We start from the raw sequence: 19,930 nt of genomic DNA, 5'->3' as shown, positions 1-19,930 counted from the left end.
TTGGAAGAACTTGTTATCGTAGGTCGTCATGCCGTAAAAGAAGCCATTGTTTCTGGGCATACAATTAATAAAATTTTAATTCAAGACACCGTAAAAAAAAGACAAATAAATGAAATTTTAAAAAAAGCAAATAGTAATAAAATCATTGTACAATCAGTGCCAAAATCTAAATTAGATGGATTGTCTGACACCCCTCACCAAGGTGTCGCTGCGTATATTGCACCGTACGAATATGCGGATTTCGATGCGTTTCTGGCACAGCAAAAAGAAAATGAAAAACTATCTACAGTTTTAATTTTAGATGGACTTGAAGATCCTCATAATTTAGGTTCAATCTTGAGAACTGCTGATGCCTCTGGCGTTGACGGTGTGATTATCCCTAAAAGACGCTCGGTTTCACTGACTCAAACAGTTGCAAAAGCTTCTACAGGAGCAATACAACATGTCCCGGTGATGAGGGTTACAAATTTAGCGAACACGATTGAAACATTAAAGGACAACGGCTATTGGGTAGTGGGCACAGAAGCTGAAAACGCAACAGATTACCGTGAAATGGACGCTGGCATGCCTTTGGCAATCATTATTGGAAGTGAAGGCCAAGGCATGAGTCGTTTAATTAAAGACAAATGTGATTTTTATATTAATATTCCAATGGTAGGCCATGTAAATAGTTTGAATGCTTCTGTTGCAGCAAGTCTAATGATGTACGAAGTGTATCGTAAACGTAACCAGATTGGAGATAAATCATGAAAGATCGTTACTTAATTATTGATGGTTATAATATGATTGGCCAATCGCAAGAATTAAGTCAAATAGCGCAAGAAAATTTAGAAGAAGCTCGAGACCAGTTATTGACGGCTATTGCAAATTACAATGCAGTTATAGCTGATGAAGTCGTATGTGTGTTTGATGCTTATGAGCAATCTGGTACAGGATCGGAGTATATGTATCATGGTGTAAAGATTATATTCACTAAAGAAAAAGAAACAGCAGATAGTTTTATTGAAAAATATGTGTATGATTTATATGACAAACATACGAGGCACATTACAGTTGTAACGAGCGACATGAGTGAACAACACGCTATATTTGGCGCAGGTGCATATCGTATATCTTCAAGAGAGATGTGGCGTGACCTAAGGGAAAACGAGATTTTAGTATCGAAAAAGCTTGACGGCTTTAATGAGCGTAAGCCTAGGACTCGAATCGAGCTGTCTAACGAAATTTTAGAAGAATTTGAAAAAATAAGGAGGGGGAACAATCATAAATAAAGAGATTGTCCCCTTGATTTTTTTGTAAGGAACTTTGTATGCTATCCTTAATCTAAGGAAAGGATTTAAAATATGCTACAAAGGATATGCCAACCAGAATCTACAACTATTTTAAATAATACACTGGATGATGCGAATGCATTAATCGAGTTGTTAGATAAAATGCAGCCGTATATTTGGAAAAGTTTAAATCATTTCTCAATACACCCTAACGATAAAGAAGATCTTCAACAAGAAATACTGTTTAAAGTATTCAAAGCACTCAGCCAATTTGATTTTTCAAAAGAAACACCATTAGCGCATTATGTAAATCGTATTATTAAAAACACCAAAAATGATTACATACGAAAAAAATTAATAAACTTAAAACGTCAAAAATTATTAGAAAATGAATTTTTAATAACTGAGCAAATGTTAAGACAACAACACACGATAGATGGCATTGTTTTAAGAAAAGAAATAGTATCTACGCTGCACCAGAACATTGATAAATTAACAGAACTCGAACAAACTATTATAAGATATGTTTTGAAAGATTATAAACCGTGTGAAATAGCGACTATTTTATGTGTCGATGTCAAAGTAGTTTACAATACAATACATAGATGTAAAATAAAGTTGAGACATTTTTTGAAATAAATTTCATTTTACTACCTAAGTTATTTAGCGTGCGATAGTGACTATATGGATTGATAGAAAGCAATGGTGGAAGATTGACAATAGACAGCGATGTTATGTATAGTAGATTGGTATTATAATGAGTAAGGTGAAGTTATATGAAAAAAGTACCGTTAAGTTGCGAAGCATGTGGGAATAGAAACTATAATGTGCCCAAGCAAAGTAACCTTACATCTAGATTGACATTAAAAAAATATTGTCCGAGATGTAACGCACATACATTGCATAAAGAAGCGAAATAATCATCGGTATATTAGATGGAGCAATTGAGTAAATATATCCTTCCAATTTAAGTTGTGAGTATTGTATTTGCTTAATTTGTCGTATGAATAAGCAAATGAGGAAAAAACGAATTAATACGGAGGTATTGCTAATGGCTAAAAAAGAAAATTTCTTTCAAGGCGTAAAGTCAGAAATGGAAAAAACAAGTTGGCCAACGAAAGAAGAATTGTTTAAATATACTGTCATCGTTGTAGCAACGGTAGTATTTTTCTTAGCGTTCTTCTATGTTTTAGATTTAGGAATTGGTAGAATTATAGAGTTAATTAAATAGATAGGAGTGACGACATGTCTGAAGAAGTTGGCGCAAAGCGTTGGTATGCTGTGCATACTTATTCTGGTTACGAGAACAAAGTTAAAAAGAATTTAGAAAAACGTGTAGAATCTATGAATATGACTGAATTGATATTCAGAGTGGTTATACCAGAAGAAGAAGAAACACAAGTTAAAGATGGTAAAGCCAAAACATTAACTAAAAAAACGTTCCCCGGTTACGTTTTAGTAGAATTAATAATGACGGATGAATCATGGTATATTGTAAGAAATACACCAGGAGTAACAGGATTTGTTGGCTCAGCAGGTGCTGGATCAAAACCTAATCCGTTATTACCTGAGGAAGCACGTTTCATCTTGAAACAAATGGGCATGAAAGAAAAAACAATTGATGTTGAATTAGATTTAGGTGAACAAGTTCAAATCAAATCTGGTCCATTTGCAAACCAAGTGGGTGAAGTTCAAGAAATTGAAGCGGATAAATTCAAATTGACAGTTCTTGTAGACATGTTTGGTAGAGAAACACCGGTTGAAGTAGAATTTGATCAAATTGAAAAATTATAGCTAAACAAATATAGCGAAAAGCATATATTAACGGATAAAGTTCTTTTCAAGGATTTGTTAAAGTAAAGCTATACAAGTGCGCTCGCACTTGTATAAGTAACACTAACCTTGTTGAAGCAAGAAGTGTTACTTTGTATGCATTAAGGCTATCCAATCATTTTAATGACGTAATTAGAGGAACGCCCGAGCTAGAGCTCATGCATTAAGCCCCCTTATCATTAAAATGATTAGGGGAGCTATATAAAAAGTTACGCTTTACTCTTGCTTTATATATAAGGACAATGTTATAATACTGTGGTCGCGCTCATAGAGCGTTCATTTCGTCACGAAATGTAGAAGAGTGGGAGGACAAAACTCAGTCCTGTGACCACATCACGATATCAAGGAGGTGCACATCGTGGCTAAAAAAGTAGAAAAAGTTGTTAAATTACAAATTCCTGCAGGTAAAGCGAACCCAGCACCACCCGTTGGCCCAGCATTAGGTCAAGCAGGTGTGAACATTATGGGATTCTGTAAGGAATTCAATGCACGTACACAAGAAGACGCAGGTTTAATCATTCCGGTAGAAATTAGTGTTTATGAAGATCGTTCATTTACATTTATTACAAAAACACCACCGGCTCCAGTACTACTTAAAAAAGCAGCTGGCGTTGAAAAAGGTTCTGGTGAACCTAACAAAAACAAAATTGCTACAGTAACTAAAGATCAAGTACGTGAAATTGCAAACCAAAAAATGCAAGACTTAAATGCTGCAGACGAAGAAGCAGCTGTACGTATTATCGAAGGTACTGCACGTAGTATGGGTATCACAGTTCAATAATTTTAAAAATTAACTAAAAACATAGATTGACGATGAAGCAGATGACAGAAATGACAAACAGGATCAGAGCGTTCAATATTGTCGTAATAAGAGGAAGCGTGTCGTTTATTAAGGAAATGTTTCCTGATATAAAATACAATTTTGCAACCTCTCTGTTATCTGCTCTTAACTTGCAAAAGCAAGTAAATGTGGGAGGAAATTCCGCTAAAACCACTAAAGGAGGACATGAAATGGCTAAGAAAAGTAAAAGATTTCAAGAAGTAGCTAATAAAATTGACCGCCAAAAACACTATAGTGTTGAAGAAGCAGTTGAGTTAGCTAAAGAAACAAGTATCGCAAACTTTGACGCATCAGTTGAAGTGGCGTTCCGTTTAGGAATTGATACACGTAAAAATGATCAACAAATCCGTGGTGCAGTAGTGCTACCAAACGGTACTGGTAAATCACAACGTGTATTAGTATTCGCAAAAGGTGATAAAGCAGCTGAAGCAGAAGCAGCAGGTGCTGATTTCGTAGGTGAAGGTGAATATGTTCAAAAAATCCAACAAGGTTGGTTCGATTTTGACGTAGTAGTAGCTACACCAGACATGATGGGCGAAGTTGGTAAACTTGGTCGTGTATTAGGACCTAAAGGTTTAATGCCAAACCCTAAAACTGGAACTGTAACAATGGATGTTACAAAAGCAGTTGAAGAAATCAAAGCAGGTAAAGTAGAATATCGTGCTGAAAAAGCAGGTATTGTGCATGCTTCAATTGGTAAAGTATCATTTGATACGGACAAACTTGTTGAAAACTTCAAAGCATTACAAGATGTGTTAACTAAAGCTAAACCATCTTCAGCTAAAGGTACTTACTTCAAATCTGTTGCTGTTACGACAACAATGGGCCCTGGAGTTAAAGTTGATACTTCTAGTTTCAAACTATAATCTTATATATAAATGAAAATACTGAGATATAAATAATGTTTCAGAGTTGAATATTATATTGGCAATAGATGACTAAAAAGAAAATGTGCTTTATTAAGATTTTAAAGTGCCAATGCTTAATCTGTTGAGTTAGTAGCATTTATGAAAGAACATAGTACTTGTACTCTTTTTTCTCGTTCTACTTGCCAGAGGTGGACGGCGAAATCATTTTGAAATGATTTCTACCCTGTCCCCTTAAAAATGTATTGACATACCACATTGAACCAGTTATATTGGTTAATGTATTATTTTACCTAAGACAGTAGGAGTTAGCGATAACTTAAAAATGATCCTACCGAGGCTAAAATTGACTTGAACGTGAAGGTTTTTAGATCTTTCAAGCACTTTTTGCCGTGGGTAGAAAGTGCTTTTTTTATTGAGACAAAATTATTAGTTGTCGTGATTAATGGTTGTAATCAAGATTAAAAGCACCAAATAAAAAAACTATGGAGGTGTCTAAATGTCTGCTATCATCGAAGCTAAAAAACAACAAGTTGATGTAATTGCTGAGTCACTTAAAAATTCAGTATCTACTGTAATCGTTGACTATCGTGGTCTAACTGTTGCTGAAGTAACTGAATTACGTTCACAATTACGTGAAGCTGGCGTGGAATTCAAAGTATTAAAAAATACTATGGTTCGTCGTGCAGCTGAACAAGTTGGTTTAGAAGGTTTAAATGAACACTTAGTAGGTCCTACTGCAGTTGCTACTTCAACAGAAGATGTTGTTGCTCCAGCAAAAGTACTTGCAGGATTTGCAAAAGAACATAAAGCTTTAGAAATTAAAGTAGGTGTTATGGAAGGTTCTGTTATTTCAGGCGAAGAAGTTAACACAGTTGGTACATTACCATCACATGACGGTCTTGTTTCTATGCTTTTATCAGTATTACAAGCTCCAGTACGCAACTTCGCTTATGCGGTTAAAGCTGTTGGAGAAGATAAAGAACAAAACGAAGAAAGCGCTGAATAATTGCGCATAATTAACTAATCAAAATTAATGGAGGAATATTAAAATGGCTAATCAAGAACAAATCATTGAAGCAATTAAAGAAATGTCAGTTTTAGAATTAAACGACTTAGTAAAAGCAATTGAAGAAGAATTTGGTGTAACTGCAGCAGCTCCAGTAGCAGCAGCAGGTGCAGCAGGCGGCGGAGACGAAGCTGAAGAAAAAACAGAATTCGATGTTGAATTAACATCAGCTGGATCATCTAAAATCAAAGTCGTTAAAGCTGTTAAAGAAGCTACTGGCTTAGGATTGAAAGATGCTAAAGAATTAGTTGACGGAGCGCCTAAAGTAATTAAAGAAGGCTTACCAACTGAAGAAGCTGAAAAACTTAAAGAAACATTAGAAGAAGTTGGCGCTACAGTAGAATTAAAATAATTCTAGCTGGCTAACAGTTCATAATTATATATTGAAGATTATCCGAATTGCTTAATACATTAGCTGCTTCGGTACGTTGGTTTTAAGTGTTATATGGATATTCTGAAATCTTTGAGAAATGAAAACCCCGTTATCGATATAACGGGGTTTTATCTTATTTGATCTATACCCCTCCAAGCATTTGTTAATAGCATCGCGTTATGGGTATAGTATTAATCTAAGACGAATTAGATTAAAAGAGGTGTAATCATGAGTCATTACTATGATGAAAATCCTGAAGTAGAAAGTGATGAACTTCCTTTTACGTATTCCTACAAAAATTATGATTTAAAATTAGTAACTGATTCAGGCGTGTTTTCTAAAGGGAAAATAGACTTTGGTTCAGATTTACTAATACGCACTTTTTTAAAAGAAAATCCCCCTGGGCCCACTAAAAAAATAATAGATGTTGGCTGTGGTTATGGACCGATTGGTTTGATGATTGCGAAAGTATCCCCGCATCATGAAATAACGATGGTTGATGTAAACCAACGTGCACTTGCTTTATCGGCCAAAAATGGAAAACTAAATCACATAGAAAATGTAGAAATTAAAGAAAGTGATGGTTTGTCGAAGGTAGAGGATAATGCTTTTGATGCAATCCTAACTAACCCACCAATTAGAGCAGGCAAAAAGGTAGTTCACAGTATTTTAGAAGATTCATTTAAAAAATTAAAATCAAATGGCACGCTTTATGTTGTTATTCAGAAAAAACAAGGTATGCCATCTGCTAAGAAGAAAATGGAAGAGACATTTGACAACGTGAAAGTCATAGAAAAAAGTAAAGGCTATTACATATTAAGCAGTGTAAAAGGTTGATTAAAAAGCACTGTTCTGATATAGTAATAGAATGTAAAAAATTATGTTCAATAAGTGTGTACTTTTACGTATAAATTAACAAAGTATATAAGGTGAAATAGAAAATGGTGTCATGAGGTATGCTACCGTTTTCTTTTTGTCTAATTATATTTGCTTATTTAGTAAAAGTAAACACGCAATTTTTGAGGGGTGAATCTGTTTGGCAGGTCAATTTGTCCAATATGGAAGACATCGTAAACGTAGAAACTATGCGAGAATTTCAGAGGTATTAGAATTACCGAATTTAATTGAGATTCAAACTAAATCTTACGAGTGGTTCTTAGAAGAAGGTTTATATGAAATGTTTAGAGACATTTCACCGATTGAAGATTTCACAGGTAATCTATCTTTAGAGTTTGTTGATTACAGACTTGGTGAACCGAAATATGATTTAGAAGAATCGAAAAACCGTGACACGACGTATTCTGCACCTCTACGTGTAAAAGTACGTCTAATCATTAAAGAAACAGGCGAAGTGAAAGAGCAAGAAGTGTTTATGGGTGATTTCCCATTAATGACAGATACAGGTACATTTGTCATTAATGGTGCTGAACGTGTAATTGTATCTCAACTAGTTCGTTCACCATCCGTATATTTTAATGAAAAACTAGATAAAAATGGTCGCACAAACTATGATGCAACAATCATTCCTAACCGTGGTGCATGGTTAGAATATGAAACTGACGCAAAAGACGTAGTATATGTACGCATTGATAGAACAAGAAAACTACCATTAACCGTGTTGTTACGTGCTTTAGGATTCTCTACAGATCAAGAAATCATTGATCTTTTAGGTGATAACGAGTACTTACGTAACACATTAGAAAAAGATGGTACAGAAAACACAGATCAAGCATTATTAGAAATTTATGAGCGTTTACGCCCAGGCGAACCTCCTACAGTTGAAAATGCTAAAAGTTTACTATATTCACGTTTCTTTGATCCAAAACGTTATGACCTAGCAAGTGTAGGTCGTTATAAAGCAAATAAAAAACTTCATTTAAAACACCGTCTATTCAATCAAAAATTAGCAGAACCTATTGTTAATACTGAAACAGGCGAAATTGTTGCTGAAGAAGGCACAGTCTTAGATCGTCGTAATTTAGATGAAATTATGGACGTATTAGAAGCTAACGCGAACAGTGAAGTGTTTGAACTAGAAGGTACAGTGATTGATGAGCCAGTTGAAATACAGTCAATCAAAGTGTATGTTCCGAATGATGAAGAAGGTCGTACGACTACAGTGATTGGTAATGCGTTCCCAGACTCTGAAGTGAAATGCATTACACCGGCAGATATCATTGCATCAATGTCTTATTTCTTTAACTTGTTAAGTGGTATTGGCTTTACAGATGATATTGACCACCTTGGTAACCGTCGTCTACGTTCAGTAGGTGAGTTGTTACAAAACCAATTCCGTATTGGTTTATCAAGAATGGAACGTGTTGTACGTGAAAGAATGTCTATTCAAGATACAGACTCTATTACACCACAACAATTAATCAATATTCGTCCTGTAATTGCATCTATTAAAGAATTCTTTGGTAGTTCTCAATTGTCACAATTCATGGACCAAGCTAACCCATTAGCAGAGTTGACACATAAACGTCGTCTATCAGCATTAGGGCCTGGTGGTTTAACACGTGAACGTGCTCAAATGGAAGTACGTGACGTTCACTATTCACACTATGGTCGTATGTGTCCAATTGAAACGCCAGAGGGGCCAAACATTGGTTTGATCAACTCATTATCAAGTTATGCACGTGTAAACGAATTTGGCTTTATCGAAACACCATACCGTAAAGTAGATATTGAAACAAACAGCATTACTGATCAAATCGATTACTTAACAGCTGATGAAGAGGATAGCTATGTGGTAGCACAAGCGAACTCTAATTTAGATGAAAATGGTCGCTTCTTAGACGACGAAGTTGTTTGTCGTTTCCGTGGTAATAACACAGTGATGGCTAAAGAAAAAATGGATTATATGGATGTATCTCCTAAACAAGTTGTTTCGGCAGCGACAGCATGTATTCCTTTCTTAGAAAACGATGACTCTAACCGTGCATTAATGGGTGCAAACATGCAACGTCAAGCGGTACCATTGATGAATCCAGAATCACCTTTCGTAGGTACTGGTATGGAGCACGTAGCAGCACGCGATTCTGGTGCAGCTATTGTTGCTAAAAATAAAGGACGTGTTGAGCACGTTGAATCTAATGAAATCCTTGTACGTCAACTTATTGAAGAAGATGGCCAAGAATACGAGGGAGAAATCGATCGTTACCCATTAGCTAAGTTCAAACGTTCAAACACAGGTACTTGCTATAACCAACGACCTATCGTTGCTACAGGTGATGTCGTAGCTAAAGGTGAAATATTAGCCGATGGTCCTTCAATGGAACTTGGTGAAATGGCGTTAGGTAGAAACGTAGTTGTCGGCTTCATGACTTGGGACGGCTATAACTACGAGGATGCTGTAATTATGAGTGAACGTCTAATGAAAGATGACGTTTATACTTCTATTCATATTGAAGAGTATGAATCAGAAGCGCGTGATACAAAACTAGGACCTGAAGAAATTACACGTGATATCCCTAACGTTTCAGATAGTGCACTTAAAAACTTAGATGACCGTGGTATTGTATACGTAGGTGCTGAAGTTAATGATGGTGACATTTTAGTAGGTAAAGTAACGCCTAAAGGTGTAACAGAATTAACAGCAGAAGAGCGTTTATTACATGCAATATTCGGTGAAAAAGCACGTGAAGTACGTGATACATCGTTACGTGTACCTCATGGTGCAGGCGGTATTGTTCTAGATGTTAAAGTCTTCAACCGTGAAGAGGGAGATGACACACTATCTCCAGGTGTAAACCAATTAGTACGTGTTTATATCGTTCAAAAACGTAAAATTCATGTTGGTGATAAAATGTGTGGTCGTCACGGTAACAAAGGTGTTATTTCTAAGCTAGTTCCTGAAGAAGATATGCCTTATTTACCAGACGGTACACCAATTGATATCATGCTTAACCCATTAGGTGTGCCATCACGTATGAATATCGGACAAGTATTAGAGTTGCACTTAGGTATGGCTGCTAAAAACTTAGGTATTCATGTCGCATCACCAGTATTTGATGGTGCGAGTGACGAAGATGTATGGTCAACAATTGAAGAAGCTGGCATGGCACGTGACGGTAAGACAGTATTGTATGACGGACGTACAGGTGAACCATTTGATAACAGAATTTCAGTCGGTGTTATGTATATGCTGAAACTTGCACATATGGTTGACGATAAACTACACGCACGTTCAACTGGACCTTACTCACTTGTGACACAACAACCACTTGGCGGTAAAGCACAATTTGGTGGACAACGTTTCGGTGAGATGGAAGTATGGGCACTTGAAGCTTACGGTGCTGCATACACACTTCAAGAAATCTTAACTTATAAATCTGATGATACTGTAGGTCGTGTTAAAACTTACGAATCTATTGTTAAAGGTGAAAACATTACTAAACCTGGTGTGCCTGAATCATTCCGAGTATTGATGAAAGAACTACAAAGTTTAGGCTTAGACGTTAAGATTATGGATGAGCATGACAATGAAATTGACATGCAGGATAATGAAGATGAAGACGCAGTAGAACGCAAAGTGGATCTCCAACAAAAAGGAGCTCCACAATCACAAAAAGAAATTACTGACTAATACAATTCGCATTTAAGTTTATAAAAAGATTTACCGTATTGAGGTTAAGTATTGATTACTTGCCTCATTCTCGGTTTATCTATTATTGATATAGAGCAATCAATCAATTTGCACAGCTAATCTAAATTGAAGGAGGTAGGCTCCTTGATTGATGTAAATAATTTCCATTATATGAAAATAGGACTTGCTTCACCTGAAAAAATCCGTTCATGGTCTTTTGGTGAGGTTAAAAAGCCAGAAACAATTAACTATCGTACTTTAAAACCAGAAAAAGATGGTCTATTCTGTGAGAGAATTTTCGGACCTACAAAAGACTGGGAATGTAGTTGTGGTAAATACAAACGTGTACGTTATAAAGGTATGGTTTGTGACAGATGTGGCGTAGAAGTAACTAAATCTAAAGTACGCCGTGAAAGAATGGGGCACATTGAATTAGCTGCACCTGTATCTCACATTTGGTACTTCAAAGGTATCCCAAGTCGTATGGGTCTTTTATTAGATATGTCACCAAGAGCGTTAGAAGAAGTTATTTACTTTGCTTCATACGTTGTAGTTAACCCAGGACCAACTGGATTAGAGAAAAAGACATTATTATCTGAAGCAGAATTCAGAGAATACTATGATAAATTCCCAGGTCAATTTACAGCTAAAATGGGTGCTGAAGGAATCAAAGAATTACTAGATGAAATTGATTTAGACGCCGAATTAAAAGCGTTGCGTGATGAGTTAGAATCTGCAACTGGACAAAGACTTACACGTGCAATTAAACGTCTAGAAGTAGTTGAATCATTCAGACATTCTGGTAACAACCCAGCTTGGATGGTATTAGATGTACTCCCAATCATCCCACCAGAAATTAGACCAATGGTTCAATTAGATGGTGGACGTTTCGCTACAAGTGACTTGAACGACTTATACCGTCGTGTTATTAACCGCAATAACCGTTTGAAACGTTTGTTAGATTTAGGTGCTCCTGGCATCATCGTACAAAACGAAAAACGTATGTTACAAGAAGCAGTGGATGCATTAATAGATAATGGTCGTCGTGGTCGTCCAGTAACTGGACCAGGTAACCGTCCATTAAAATCACTTTCACATATGTTGAAAGGTAAACAAGGTCGTTTCCGTCAAAACTTATTAGGTAAACGTGTTGACTATTCAGGCCGTTCAGTTATCGCTGTTGGTCCTAGCTTGAAGATGTATCAATGTGGTCTACCTAAAGAAATGGCATTAGAGCTATTCAAACCTTTCATTATGAAAGAGTTAGTTCAGCGTGAAATTGCAACAAACATTAAAAATGCTAAGAGCAAGATTGAACGTATGGATGATGAAGTTTGGGATGTATTAGAAGATGTTATTAAAGAACATCCAGTTCTTTTAAACCGTGCACCAACACTTCACAGATTAGGTATCCAAGCATTTGAACCAACGTTAGTGGAAGGCCGTGCAATCCGTTTACACCCACTTGCAACAACAGCTTATAACGCTGACTTTGACGGTGACCAAATGGCTGTTCACGTACCGCTATCTAAAGAAGCACAAGCAGAAGCACGTATGCTAATGCTTGCAGCTCAAAATATCTTAAACCCTAAAGATGGTAAACCTGTTGTTACACCATCACAAGACATGGTATTAGGTAACTATTATCTTACTTTAGAGCGTAAAGATGCTGTAAATACTGGTACAATTTACAATGATACAAATGAAGTACTCAAAGCTTATGCAAATGGTTATGTGCACTTGCATACGCGTATTGGCGTACATGCATCATCATTTAACAACCCAACATTTACAGAAGAACAAAACAAAAAAATCTTAACAACATCTGTTGGTAAAGTTATCTTTAATGAAATCATCCCTGATTCATTTGCATATATTAATGAACCAACTAAATCTAATTTAGAAAACAGTACACCAGATAAATATTTCGTTTCTGCTACTGAATTAGGTGAAGATGGATTGAAAGCATACTTTGATAACCAAGAACTCATCGATCCATTTAATAAGAATTTCTTAGGTAATATCATTGCAGAAGTCTTCAATCGCTTCAGCATCACTGATACATCAATGATGTTAGACAGAATGAAAGACTTAGGATTCAAATACTCTTCTAAAGCGGGTATTACTGTTGGTGTATCTGACATTGTTGTATTACCAGATAAACAACAAATCTTAGATGAACATGAAAAATTAGTAGATAAAGTACAAAAACAATTTAACCGTGGTTTAATCACAGAATTTGAACGCTATAATGCAGTTGTTGAAATTTGGACAGATGCTAAAGATCAAATTCAAAAAGAATTGATGGGATCACTTGAAAAAACCAACCCAATCTTTATGATGAGTGACTCTGGTGCTCGTGGTAACGCATCTAACTTTACTCAGTTAGCAGGTATGCGTGGTCTTATGGCTGCACCATCAGGTAAGATTATTGAATTACCAATTACTTCATCATTCCGTGAAGGTTTAACTGTATTAGAGTACTTCATTTCTACTCACGGTGCACGTAAAGGTCTTGCCGATACAGCACTTAAAACAGCAGACTCTGGTTATCTTACGCGTCGTCTTGTTGATGTGGCACAAGATGTTATTGTTCGTGAGGAAGACTGTGGTACTGACCGAGGTTTACTTGTATCTGATATTAAAGAAGGTACAGAAATGATCGAACCATTCAGTGAACGTATTGAAGGCCGTTACTCAAAAGAAACTATCCGTCACCCAGAAACAGACGAAGTGATTGTTCGACCAGATGAATTGGTAACAGCAGAAATCGCTAAGAATATCACGGACGCTGGTATAGAAGAAATGTATATCCGTTCAGCATTTACATGTAACACACGTCATGGTGTATGTGAAAAATGTTATGGTAAAAACCTTGCTACTGGTGAAAAAGTTGAAGTTGGTGAAGCAGTTGGAACAATTGCTGCACAATCAATTGGTGAACCAGGTACACAGCTTACTATGCGTACATTCCATACAGGTGGGGTAGCAGGTAGCGATATCACTCAAGGTCTTCCTCGTATCCAAGAGATTTTCGAGGCGCGTAACCCTAAAGGTCAGGCAGTGATTACTGAAATTGAAGGTGTTGTTGATGACATTAGTGTTGCAAAAGACCGTCAACAAGAAATCGTAATCAAAGGCGAAAATGAAACTAAATCTTACCTGGCTTCAGGTACTTCAAGATTAAAAGTTGAAATCGGCCAAAGTGTTGAACGTGGTGAAGCTCTTACAGAAGGTTCAATTGAACCTAAGAACTTCCTATCTGTTTCAGGTCTAAATGCTACTGAAAGTTATTTATTAAAAGAAGTGCAAAAAGTTTACCGTATGCAAGGTGTTGAAATTGATGACAAACACGTTGAAGTTATGGTAAGACAAATGTTACGTAAAGTGCGTATCATTGAAGCTGGAGATACGAAATTACTTCCAGGTGCACTTGTTGACATTCATAACTTTACAGATGCTAACCGTGAAGCGTTCAAAGACCGTAAACGTCCAGCTACATCTAAACCAGTATTACTTGGTATTACGAAAGCTTCTCTTGAAACTGAAAGCTTCTTATCTGCAGCTTCATTCCAAGAAACAACACGTGTACTTACAGATGCAGCAATCAAAGGTAAACGTGATAATTTACTTGGACTTAAAGAGAACGTTATTATTGGTAAATTAATTCCAGCTGGTACAGGTATGAGACGTTATAGCGATGTTCAGTATGACAAAGCAACACCAGAAGAAGTTGTAGAAGATATTCAAACAACTGAAATCTAATGCTATTGTTAAAAAATGATTAGCGCATATTGTATTCATTATGAGTACTGTATTGATCCAGTCCAATATTAAAAATTAAAAGTATTTATACTAAATTTTTAAAACCTAATCCTTTTACAGAGGGTAGAAACAGAGATTAAATTTTATAAATTTAACCTTTGTTTCGCTCTCTTATTTTTAAAAAATAATTCCTGTAAAAAATGTTAATTAAAGTTGACTTAGCAGTAATTTAGATGTTATTATTATTAAGGTTGATGCAAGCAGAACTTTGGAGGATATTTAAATGTCTAATGAAAAAGTTGCACGCTTTAACAAACAACACTATGTTATTGGTCTTAAACAAACGCTCAAAGCTTTGAATAAAGATCAAGTTACATCATTGATTATTGCTGAAGACGTTGAAGTTCATTTAATGACTCGCGTATTAAGTCATATCAATCACAAAGACATATCTATCTCATTTTTCGAAAGCAAACAAGCTTTAGGAAAGTGTGTAGGTATAAACGTTGATGCGACAATTGTTGCATTATTGAAATGAGATTAGTAAGATTTTTCTTACTAAATTTTATTTACCCTTAAAATGAACCACCTGGATGTGTGGGATTATAAAAGAAGAGAGGAGGACACATTCATGCCAACTATTAACCAATTGGTACGTAAACCAAGACAAAGAAAATCAAAAAACTATGATTCACCAGCATTGAACAAAAACTTCAATAGCAGAAAGAAAAAGTACACTACTTTAAATTCACCACAAAAACGTGGTGTTTGTACACGTGTAGGTACTATGGCACCTAAAAAACCTAACTCTGCGTTACGTAAATATGCGCGTGTGCGTTTGTCTAACAATATTGAAATCAACGCGTATATCCCTGGTATCGGCCATAACTTACAAGAACACAGTGTTGTACTTGTACGCGGTGGACGTGTAAAAGACTTACCTGGTGTGCGTTACCACATCGTACGTGGTGCACTTGATACTTCAGGTGTTGACGGTCGTAGAAAAGGACGTTCATTATACGGAACTAAAAAACCTAAACAAAATAAAAAATAAGTTTAAGATTGCGTAAATTTTCGTTATAAAGCATAAAAATATATTACAATTAGGAAGGGAGGATTTACATTATGCCTCGTAAAGGATCAGTACCAAAAAGAGACGTATTACCAGATCCAATTCATAATTCAAAATTAGTTACAAAATTAATTAACAAGATTATGTTAGATGGTAAACGTGGAACAGCTCAAAAAATTCTTTATTCTGCATTTGAATTAGTTCAAGAACGCAGTGGTCGTGAAGCTATCGAAGTATTCGAAGAAGCGATTGACAATATCATGCCAGTATTAGAAGTTAAAGCACGCCGTGTAGGTGGCTCTAACTATCAAGTACCTGTAGAAGTTCGTCCAGAACGTCGTACTACTTTAGGTCTTCGTTGGTTAGTTAACTATTCACGTCTTCGTGGTGAAAAAACTATGGAAGAACGTTTAGCTAACGAAATCTTAGATGCTGCAAACAACACTGGTGGTGCAGTTAAGAAACGTGAAGACGTTCATAAAATGGCTGAAGCTAACAAAGCCTTCGCTCACTATCGTTGGTAGGATAGTAGGTTTTTCCCTGAGCGTGTTCCAAAACGATAGTTTACTATCTAGGTGCATGTTTAGGGTATCGCCATATTTATAGTATTTATTCGCAGTTATACTGGAAGGAGAAAAATACATGGCTAGAGATTTTAGTTTAGAAAGAACTCGTAATATCGGTATCATGGCTCACATCGATGCTGGTAAAACAACTACGACTGAACGTATTCTTTACTATACTGGACGTATCCATAAAATCGGTGAAACTCACGAAGGAGCTTCACAAATGGACTGGATGGAACAGGAGCAAGATCGCGGTATCACAATTACATCAGCTGCAACAACAGCTTCATGGGATGATCACCGTGTAAACATCATTGATACACCTGGACACGTAGACTTCACTGTAGAAGTTGAACGTTCATTACGTGTACTTGATGGTGCGGTAACTGTACTTGATGCACAATCAGGTGTTGAACCTCAAACTGAAACAGTTTGGCGTCAAGCTACAACTTACAGCGTTCCTCGTATTGTTTTTGTAAACAAAATGGACAAATTAGGTGCGAACTTTGAATATGCTGTAAGCACTATTCATGATCGCTTACAAGCGAATGCGCAACCAATCCAATTACCAATTGGTGCGGAAGATGAATTTGAAGCAATCATCGACTTAGTTGAAATGAAATGTTTCAAATACAACAATGATTTAGGAACTGAAATTGAAGAAATTGAAATTCCTGAAGATCACAAAGAAAGAGCTGAAGAAGCTCGTGCAACACTAATTGAAGCAGTAGCTGAAACTAGTGATGAATTAATGGAAAAATACCTTGGTGACGAAGAAATTACTGTAGCTGAATTAAAAGATGCTATTCGTCAAGCAACTAATAATATTGAATTCTACCCAGTTCTTGTTGGTACTGCCTTCAAAAACAAAGGTGTTCAATTAATGCTTAACGCAGTAATTGATTATTTACCATCACCATTAGATGTTAAACCAATTGTCGGCCACCGTGCTGAAGACCCAGACGAAGAAGTTATCGCAAGAGCTGATGACGACGCTGAGTTCGCTGCATTAGCGTTCAAAGTAATGACTGACCCTTATGTTGGTAAATTAACATTCTTCCGTGTGTATTCAGGTACATTATCATCTGGTTCATACGTTAAAAACTCTACGAAGAACAAACGTGAACGTGTAGGTCGTTTACTACAAATGCATGCTAACTCTCGTCAAGAGTTAAACACAGTTTACTCAGGAGATATCGCTGCTGCGGTAGGTCTTAAAGAAACTGGTACTGGTGATACTTTATGTGGTGAGAAAAATGATATTATCTTGGAATCAATGGATTTCCCAGAACCTGTTATTCACTTATCAGTTGAACCAAAATCTAAAGCAGACCAAGATAAAATGACTACAGCTTTAGTTAAATTACAAGAAGAAGACCCAACGTTCCATGCGCATACTGATGAAGAAACTGGACAAGTTATTATCGGCGGTATGGGTGAGCTTCACTTAGATATCTTAGTTGATCGTATGAAGAAAGAATTTAACGTTGAATGTAATGTTGGTGCGCCAATGGTTTCATATCGTGAAACATTCAAGCAATCAGCAGAAGTTCAAGGTAAATTCGCTCGTCAATCTGGTGGTCGTGGTCAATACGGTGACGTTAAAATTGAATTCTCACCTAACGAAACAGGTGCAGGTTTCGAATTCGAAAACGCTATCGTTGGTGGTGTAGTTCCTCGTGAATACATTCCATCAGTTGAAGCAGGACTTAAAGATTCAATGGAAAATGGTGTATTAGCTGGATATCCATTAATTGATGTTAAAGCTAGATTATTTGATGGTTCATACCACGATGTCGATTCATCAGAAATGGCCTTCAAAATTGCTGCATCAATGGCACTTAAAGAAGCTGCCAAAAAATGTGATCCAGTTATCTTAGAACCAATGATGAAAGTAACAATCGAAATGCCTGAAGAATACATGGGCGACATCATGGGTGACGTAACTTCTCGTCGTGGACGCGTTGATGGTATGGAACCTCGTGGTAATGCACAAGTTGTAAATGCTTTTGTACCACTTTCAGAAATGTTCGGTTATGCAACTGCATTACGTTCTAACACACAAGGTCGTGGAACATACACAATGTACTTCGATCACTATGCAGAAGTTCCAAAATCAGTTGCTGAAGATATTATCAAGAAAAACAGTGGTAATAAAGCTGAATAATTAAACTTGTATTGTTTAGCGCTAGTCTGTACAATACATGTAAAGTTTAATTATGTAGTTTACAGTTTTATCAATTGATTTTTTTGGGAAAATGCATTATAAAGGTACTGTACAGTCCTTTTAAACCTAAATAAATCATTTTCTCATGATGGTGAGAAACTGTCATGAGAGATAAATTTTACAATTAATTTTCTAACGAATAGGAGAGATTTTATAATGGCTAAAGAAAAATTCGATCGCTCAAAAGAACATGCCAATATTGGTACAATCGGACACGTTGACCACGGTAAAACTACTTTAACAGCTGCTATTGCAACTGTTTTAGCAAAAAATGGTGACGCTGTTGCACAATCATACGACATGATTGACAACGCTCCAGAAGAAAAAGAACGTGGTATTACAATCAATACTTCTCACATCGAGTATACAACTGACAAACGTCACTATGCTCACGTTGACTGCCCAGGACACGCTGACTATGTTAAAAACATGATCACTGGTGCTGCTCAAATGGACGGAGCTATCTTAGTAGTATCTGCTGCTGATGGCCCAATGCCACAAACGCGTGAACACATTCTTTTATCACGTAACGTTGGTGTTCCAGCATTAGTTGTATTCTTAAACAAAGTTGACATGGTTGACGATGAAGAATTATTAGAATTAGTAGAAATGGAAGTTCGTGACTTATTAAGCGAATATGACTTCCCAGGTGACGATGTACCTGTAATCTCTGGTTCAGCATTAAAAGCACTTGAAGGCGACGCTGACTATGAGCAAAAAATCTTAGACTTAATGCAAGCAGTTGATGACTTCATTCCAACTCCAGAACGTGATTCTGACAAACCATTCATGATGCCAGTTGAGGACGTATTCTCAATCACTGGTCGTGGTACTGTTGCTACAGGCCGTGTTGAACGTGGTCAAATCAAAGTCGGTGAAGAAGTTGAAATCATCGGTATGCAAGAAGAATCAAGCAAAACAACTGTTACTGGTGTAGAAATGTTCCGTAAATTATTAGACTATGCTGAAGCTGGTGACAACATTGGTGCATTATTACGTGGTGTTGCACGTGAAGATATCCAACGTGGTCAAGTTTTAGCTGCTCCTGGTTCAATTACACCGCACACAAGCTTCAAAGCAGAAGTTTATGTTTTATCTAAAGATGAAGGTGGACGTCATACGCCATTCTTCAGTAACTACCGCCCACAATTCTATTTCCGTACTACTGATGTAACTGGTGTTGTTACTTTACCAGAAGGTACTGAAATGGTTATGCCTGGCGATAACGTAGAAATGCAAGTTGAATTGATTTCTCCAATCGCTATTGAAGACGGTACTCGTTTCTCAATCCGTGAAGGTGGACGTACTGTTGGATCAGGCGTTGTAACTGAAATCTTCAAATAAGATAGTTTATCTTAAAAATAGATTAAGAGGGTCTCCAATATTGGAGGCTCTTTTTTTAGACACTATGCTAAACAGGACTGGTTTTTATATCAGTCCTGTTTTTTGATACAAAAAA

The 19,930-nt window shown here is 36.5% G+C and carries 18 protein-coding genes and 1 other annotated feature; all 18 genes read left to right on the top strand.

Translation table 11 applies throughout. The annotated features are described in order from the left end of the window. The 18 genes from rlmB (at window position 1) to tuf (ending at window position 19,815) form a co-directional block, all read left to right on the top strand. Window positions 1-750, top strand: coding sequence for a 23S rRNA (guanosine(2251)-2'-O)-methyltransferase RlmB (gene rlmB, locus KA894_RS07090; protein WP_210133857.1), 750 nt, complete (start codon window positions 1-3; stop codon window positions 748-750). Beyond that, window positions 747-1,271, top strand: a complete 525-nt coding sequence (locus KA894_RS07085) for an NYN domain-containing protein (protein WP_096810927.1) — start codon at window positions 747-749, stop codon at window positions 1,269-1,271. The genes rlmB and KA894_RS07085 overlap by 4 nt, the downstream gene beginning before the upstream one ends. A 72-nt stretch (window positions 1,272-1,343) precedes the next feature. Next, complete coding sequence (locus tag KA894_RS07080; RefSeq protein WP_115342408.1) at window positions 1,344-1,910, top strand: sigma-70 family RNA polymerase sigma factor; 567 nt, start codon at window positions 1,344-1,346, stop codon at window positions 1,908-1,910. A 137-nt stretch (window positions 1,911-2,047) separates the two neighbouring features. Next, on the top strand, window positions 2,048-2,191 hold the full coding sequence (gene rpmG, locus KA894_RS07075) for a 50S ribosomal protein L33 (protein WP_096810925.1): 144 nt from the start codon (window positions 2,048-2,050) through the stop codon (window positions 2,189-2,191). A 131-nt stretch (window positions 2,192-2,322) separates the two neighbouring features. After that, window positions 2,323-2,502 (top strand): preprotein translocase subunit SecE, encoded by a 180-nt coding sequence (gene secE / locus KA894_RS07070; RefSeq protein WP_103372870.1) that lies wholly within the window; start codon window positions 2,323-2,325, stop codon window positions 2,500-2,502. Between the two features lie 14 nt (window positions 2,503-2,516). Next, window positions 2,517-3,065 carry a transcription termination/antitermination protein NusG gene (nusG, locus tag KA894_RS07065; RefSeq protein ID WP_019468574.1) on the top strand — a complete coding sequence of 183 codons (549 nt, stop codon included), beginning with the start codon at window positions 2,517-2,519 and terminating at the stop codon, window positions 3,063-3,065. Between the two features lie 397 nt (window positions 3,066-3,462). Next, complete coding sequence (gene rplK / locus KA894_RS07060; protein ID WP_096810923.1) at window positions 3,463-3,885, top strand: 50S ribosomal protein L11; 423 nt, start codon at window positions 3,463-3,465, stop codon at window positions 3,883-3,885. A gap of 230 nt (window positions 3,886-4,115) precedes the next feature. Next, window positions 4,116-4,811 (top strand): 50S ribosomal protein L1, encoded by a 696-nt coding sequence (rplA, locus tag KA894_RS07055; RefSeq protein WP_096810922.1) that lies wholly within the window; start codon window positions 4,116-4,118, stop codon window positions 4,809-4,811. A gap of 274 nt (window positions 4,812-5,085) precedes the next feature. Next, window positions 5,086-5,233 (top strand) — a sequence feature (ribosomal protein L10 leader region). 77 nt (window positions 5,234-5,310) lie between these two features. Then, entirely contained in the window at window positions 5,311-5,820 is a 510-nt protein-coding gene (gene rplJ / locus KA894_RS07050; protein ID WP_096810921.1) for a 50S ribosomal protein L10, read from the top strand. Window positions 5,821-5,863: 43 nt separating this feature from the next. After that, window positions 5,864-6,232, top strand: coding sequence for a 50S ribosomal protein L7/L12 (gene rplL / locus KA894_RS07045; RefSeq protein WP_096823951.1), 369 nt, complete (start codon window positions 5,864-5,866; stop codon window positions 6,230-6,232). Between the two features lie 249 nt (window positions 6,233-6,481). Next, a complete protein-coding gene (locus KA894_RS07040; RefSeq protein ID WP_096810919.1) occupies window positions 6,482-7,090 on the top strand; it encodes a class I SAM-dependent methyltransferase in 609 nt (202 codons plus the stop codon). A 199-nt stretch (window positions 7,091-7,289) separates the two neighbouring features. Next, window positions 7,290-10,841: a DNA-directed RNA polymerase subunit beta gene (gene rpoB, locus KA894_RS07035; RefSeq protein WP_096810918.1), complete on the top strand. Its 3,552-nt coding sequence runs from the start codon at window positions 7,290-7,292 to the stop codon at window positions 10,839-10,841. 171 nt (window positions 10,842-11,012) lie between these two features. Beyond that, window positions 11,013-14,606 carry a DNA-directed RNA polymerase subunit beta' gene (rpoC, locus tag KA894_RS07030; protein WP_170006859.1) on the top strand — a complete coding sequence of 1,198 codons (3,594 nt, stop codon included), beginning with the start codon at window positions 11,013-11,015 and terminating at the stop codon, window positions 14,604-14,606. A 283-nt stretch (window positions 14,607-14,889) separates the two neighbouring features. After that, on the top strand, window positions 14,890-15,144 hold the full coding sequence (locus KA894_RS07025; RefSeq protein ID WP_119487748.1) for a ribosomal L7Ae/L30e/S12e/Gadd45 family protein: 255 nt from the start codon (window positions 14,890-14,892) through the stop codon (window positions 15,142-15,144). Window positions 15,145-15,237: 93 nt separating this feature from the next. Then, a complete protein-coding gene (gene rpsL / locus KA894_RS07020; protein WP_096810915.1) occupies window positions 15,238-15,660 on the top strand; it encodes a 30S ribosomal protein S12 in 423 nt (140 codons plus the stop codon). 71 nt (window positions 15,661-15,731) lie between these two features. Beyond that, a complete protein-coding gene (rpsG, locus tag KA894_RS07015; protein WP_019468564.1) occupies window positions 15,732-16,202 on the top strand; it encodes a 30S ribosomal protein S7 in 471 nt (156 codons plus the stop codon). Between the two features lie 118 nt (window positions 16,203-16,320). Further along, a complete protein-coding gene (gene fusA, locus KA894_RS07010) occupies window positions 16,321-18,411 on the top strand; it encodes an elongation factor G (protein WP_096810914.1) in 2,091 nt (696 codons plus the stop codon). A 216-nt stretch (window positions 18,412-18,627) separates the two neighbouring features. Next, the gene (gene tuf / locus KA894_RS07005; protein WP_103372867.1) at window positions 18,628-19,815 is read left to right on the top strand and encodes an elongation factor Tu; all 1,188 of its coding nucleotides are present in this window, start codon (window positions 18,628-18,630) and stop codon (window positions 19,813-19,815) included. Window positions 19,816-19,930: the final 115 nt, after the last annotated feature.

Origin of the sequence: Staphylococcus sp. GDY8P131P, from assembly GCF_017891975.1 — a bacterium.
In the GTDB taxonomy this organism is placed as follows: Bacteria; Bacillota; Bacilli; order Staphylococcales; family Staphylococcaceae; genus Staphylococcus; species Staphylococcus nepalensis.
Note: the sequence above shows the minus strand (reverse complement) of the source record. Positions and strands in the feature narration are given on the sequence as shown.

Excerpts from the sequence above, each read along its gene's own strand:
- KA894_RS07040 (WP_096810919.1), top strand. The coding sequence starts at position 6,482 with ATGAGTCATTACTATGATGAAAATCCTGAAGTAGAAAGTGATGAACTT.
- rpsL (WP_096810915.1), top strand. The coding sequence starts at position 15,238 with ATGCCAACTATTAACCAATTGGTACGTAAACCAAGACAAAGAAAATCA.
- tuf (WP_103372867.1), top strand. The coding sequence starts at position 18,628 with ATGGCTAAAGAAAAATTCGATCGCTCAAAAGAACATGCCAATATTGGT.
- KA894_RS07025 (WP_119487748.1), top strand. The coding sequence starts at position 14,890 with ATGTCTAATGAAAAAGTTGCACGCTTTAACAAACAACACTATGTTATT.
- nusG (WP_019468574.1), top strand. The coding sequence starts at position 2,517 with ATGTCTGAAGAAGTTGGCGCAAAGCGTTGGTATGCTGTGCATACTTAT.
- KA894_RS07080 (WP_115342408.1), top strand. The coding sequence starts at position 1,344 with ATGCTACAAAGGATATGCCAACCAGAATCTACAACTATTTTAAATAAT.
- rpoC (WP_170006859.1), top strand. The coding sequence starts at position 11,013 with ATGAAAATAGGACTTGCTTCACCTGAAAAAATCCGTTCATGGTCTTTT.
- rplL (WP_096823951.1), top strand. The coding sequence starts at position 5,864 with ATGGCTAATCAAGAACAAATCATTGAAGCAATTAAAGAAATGTCAGTT.
- rpsG (WP_019468564.1), top strand. The coding sequence starts at position 15,732 with ATGCCTCGTAAAGGATCAGTACCAAAAAGAGACGTATTACCAGATCCA.
- secE (WP_103372870.1), top strand. The coding sequence starts at position 2,323 with ATGGCTAAAAAAGAAAATTTCTTTCAAGGCGTAAAGTCAGAAATGGAA.
- rplJ (WP_096810921.1), top strand. The coding sequence starts at position 5,311 with ATGTCTGCTATCATCGAAGCTAAAAAACAACAAGTTGATGTAATTGCT.
- rpmG (WP_096810925.1), top strand. The coding sequence starts at position 2,048 with ATGAAAAAAGTACCGTTAAGTTGCGAAGCATGTGGGAATAGAAACTAT.
- KA894_RS07085 (WP_096810927.1), top strand. The coding sequence starts at position 747 with ATGAAAGATCGTTACTTAATTATTGATGGTTATAATATGATTGGCCAA.
- fusA (WP_096810914.1), top strand. The coding sequence starts at position 16,321 with ATGGCTAGAGATTTTAGTTTAGAAAGAACTCGTAATATCGGTATCATG.
- rplA (WP_096810922.1), top strand. The coding sequence starts at position 4,116 with ATGGCTAAGAAAAGTAAAAGATTTCAAGAAGTAGCTAATAAAATTGAC.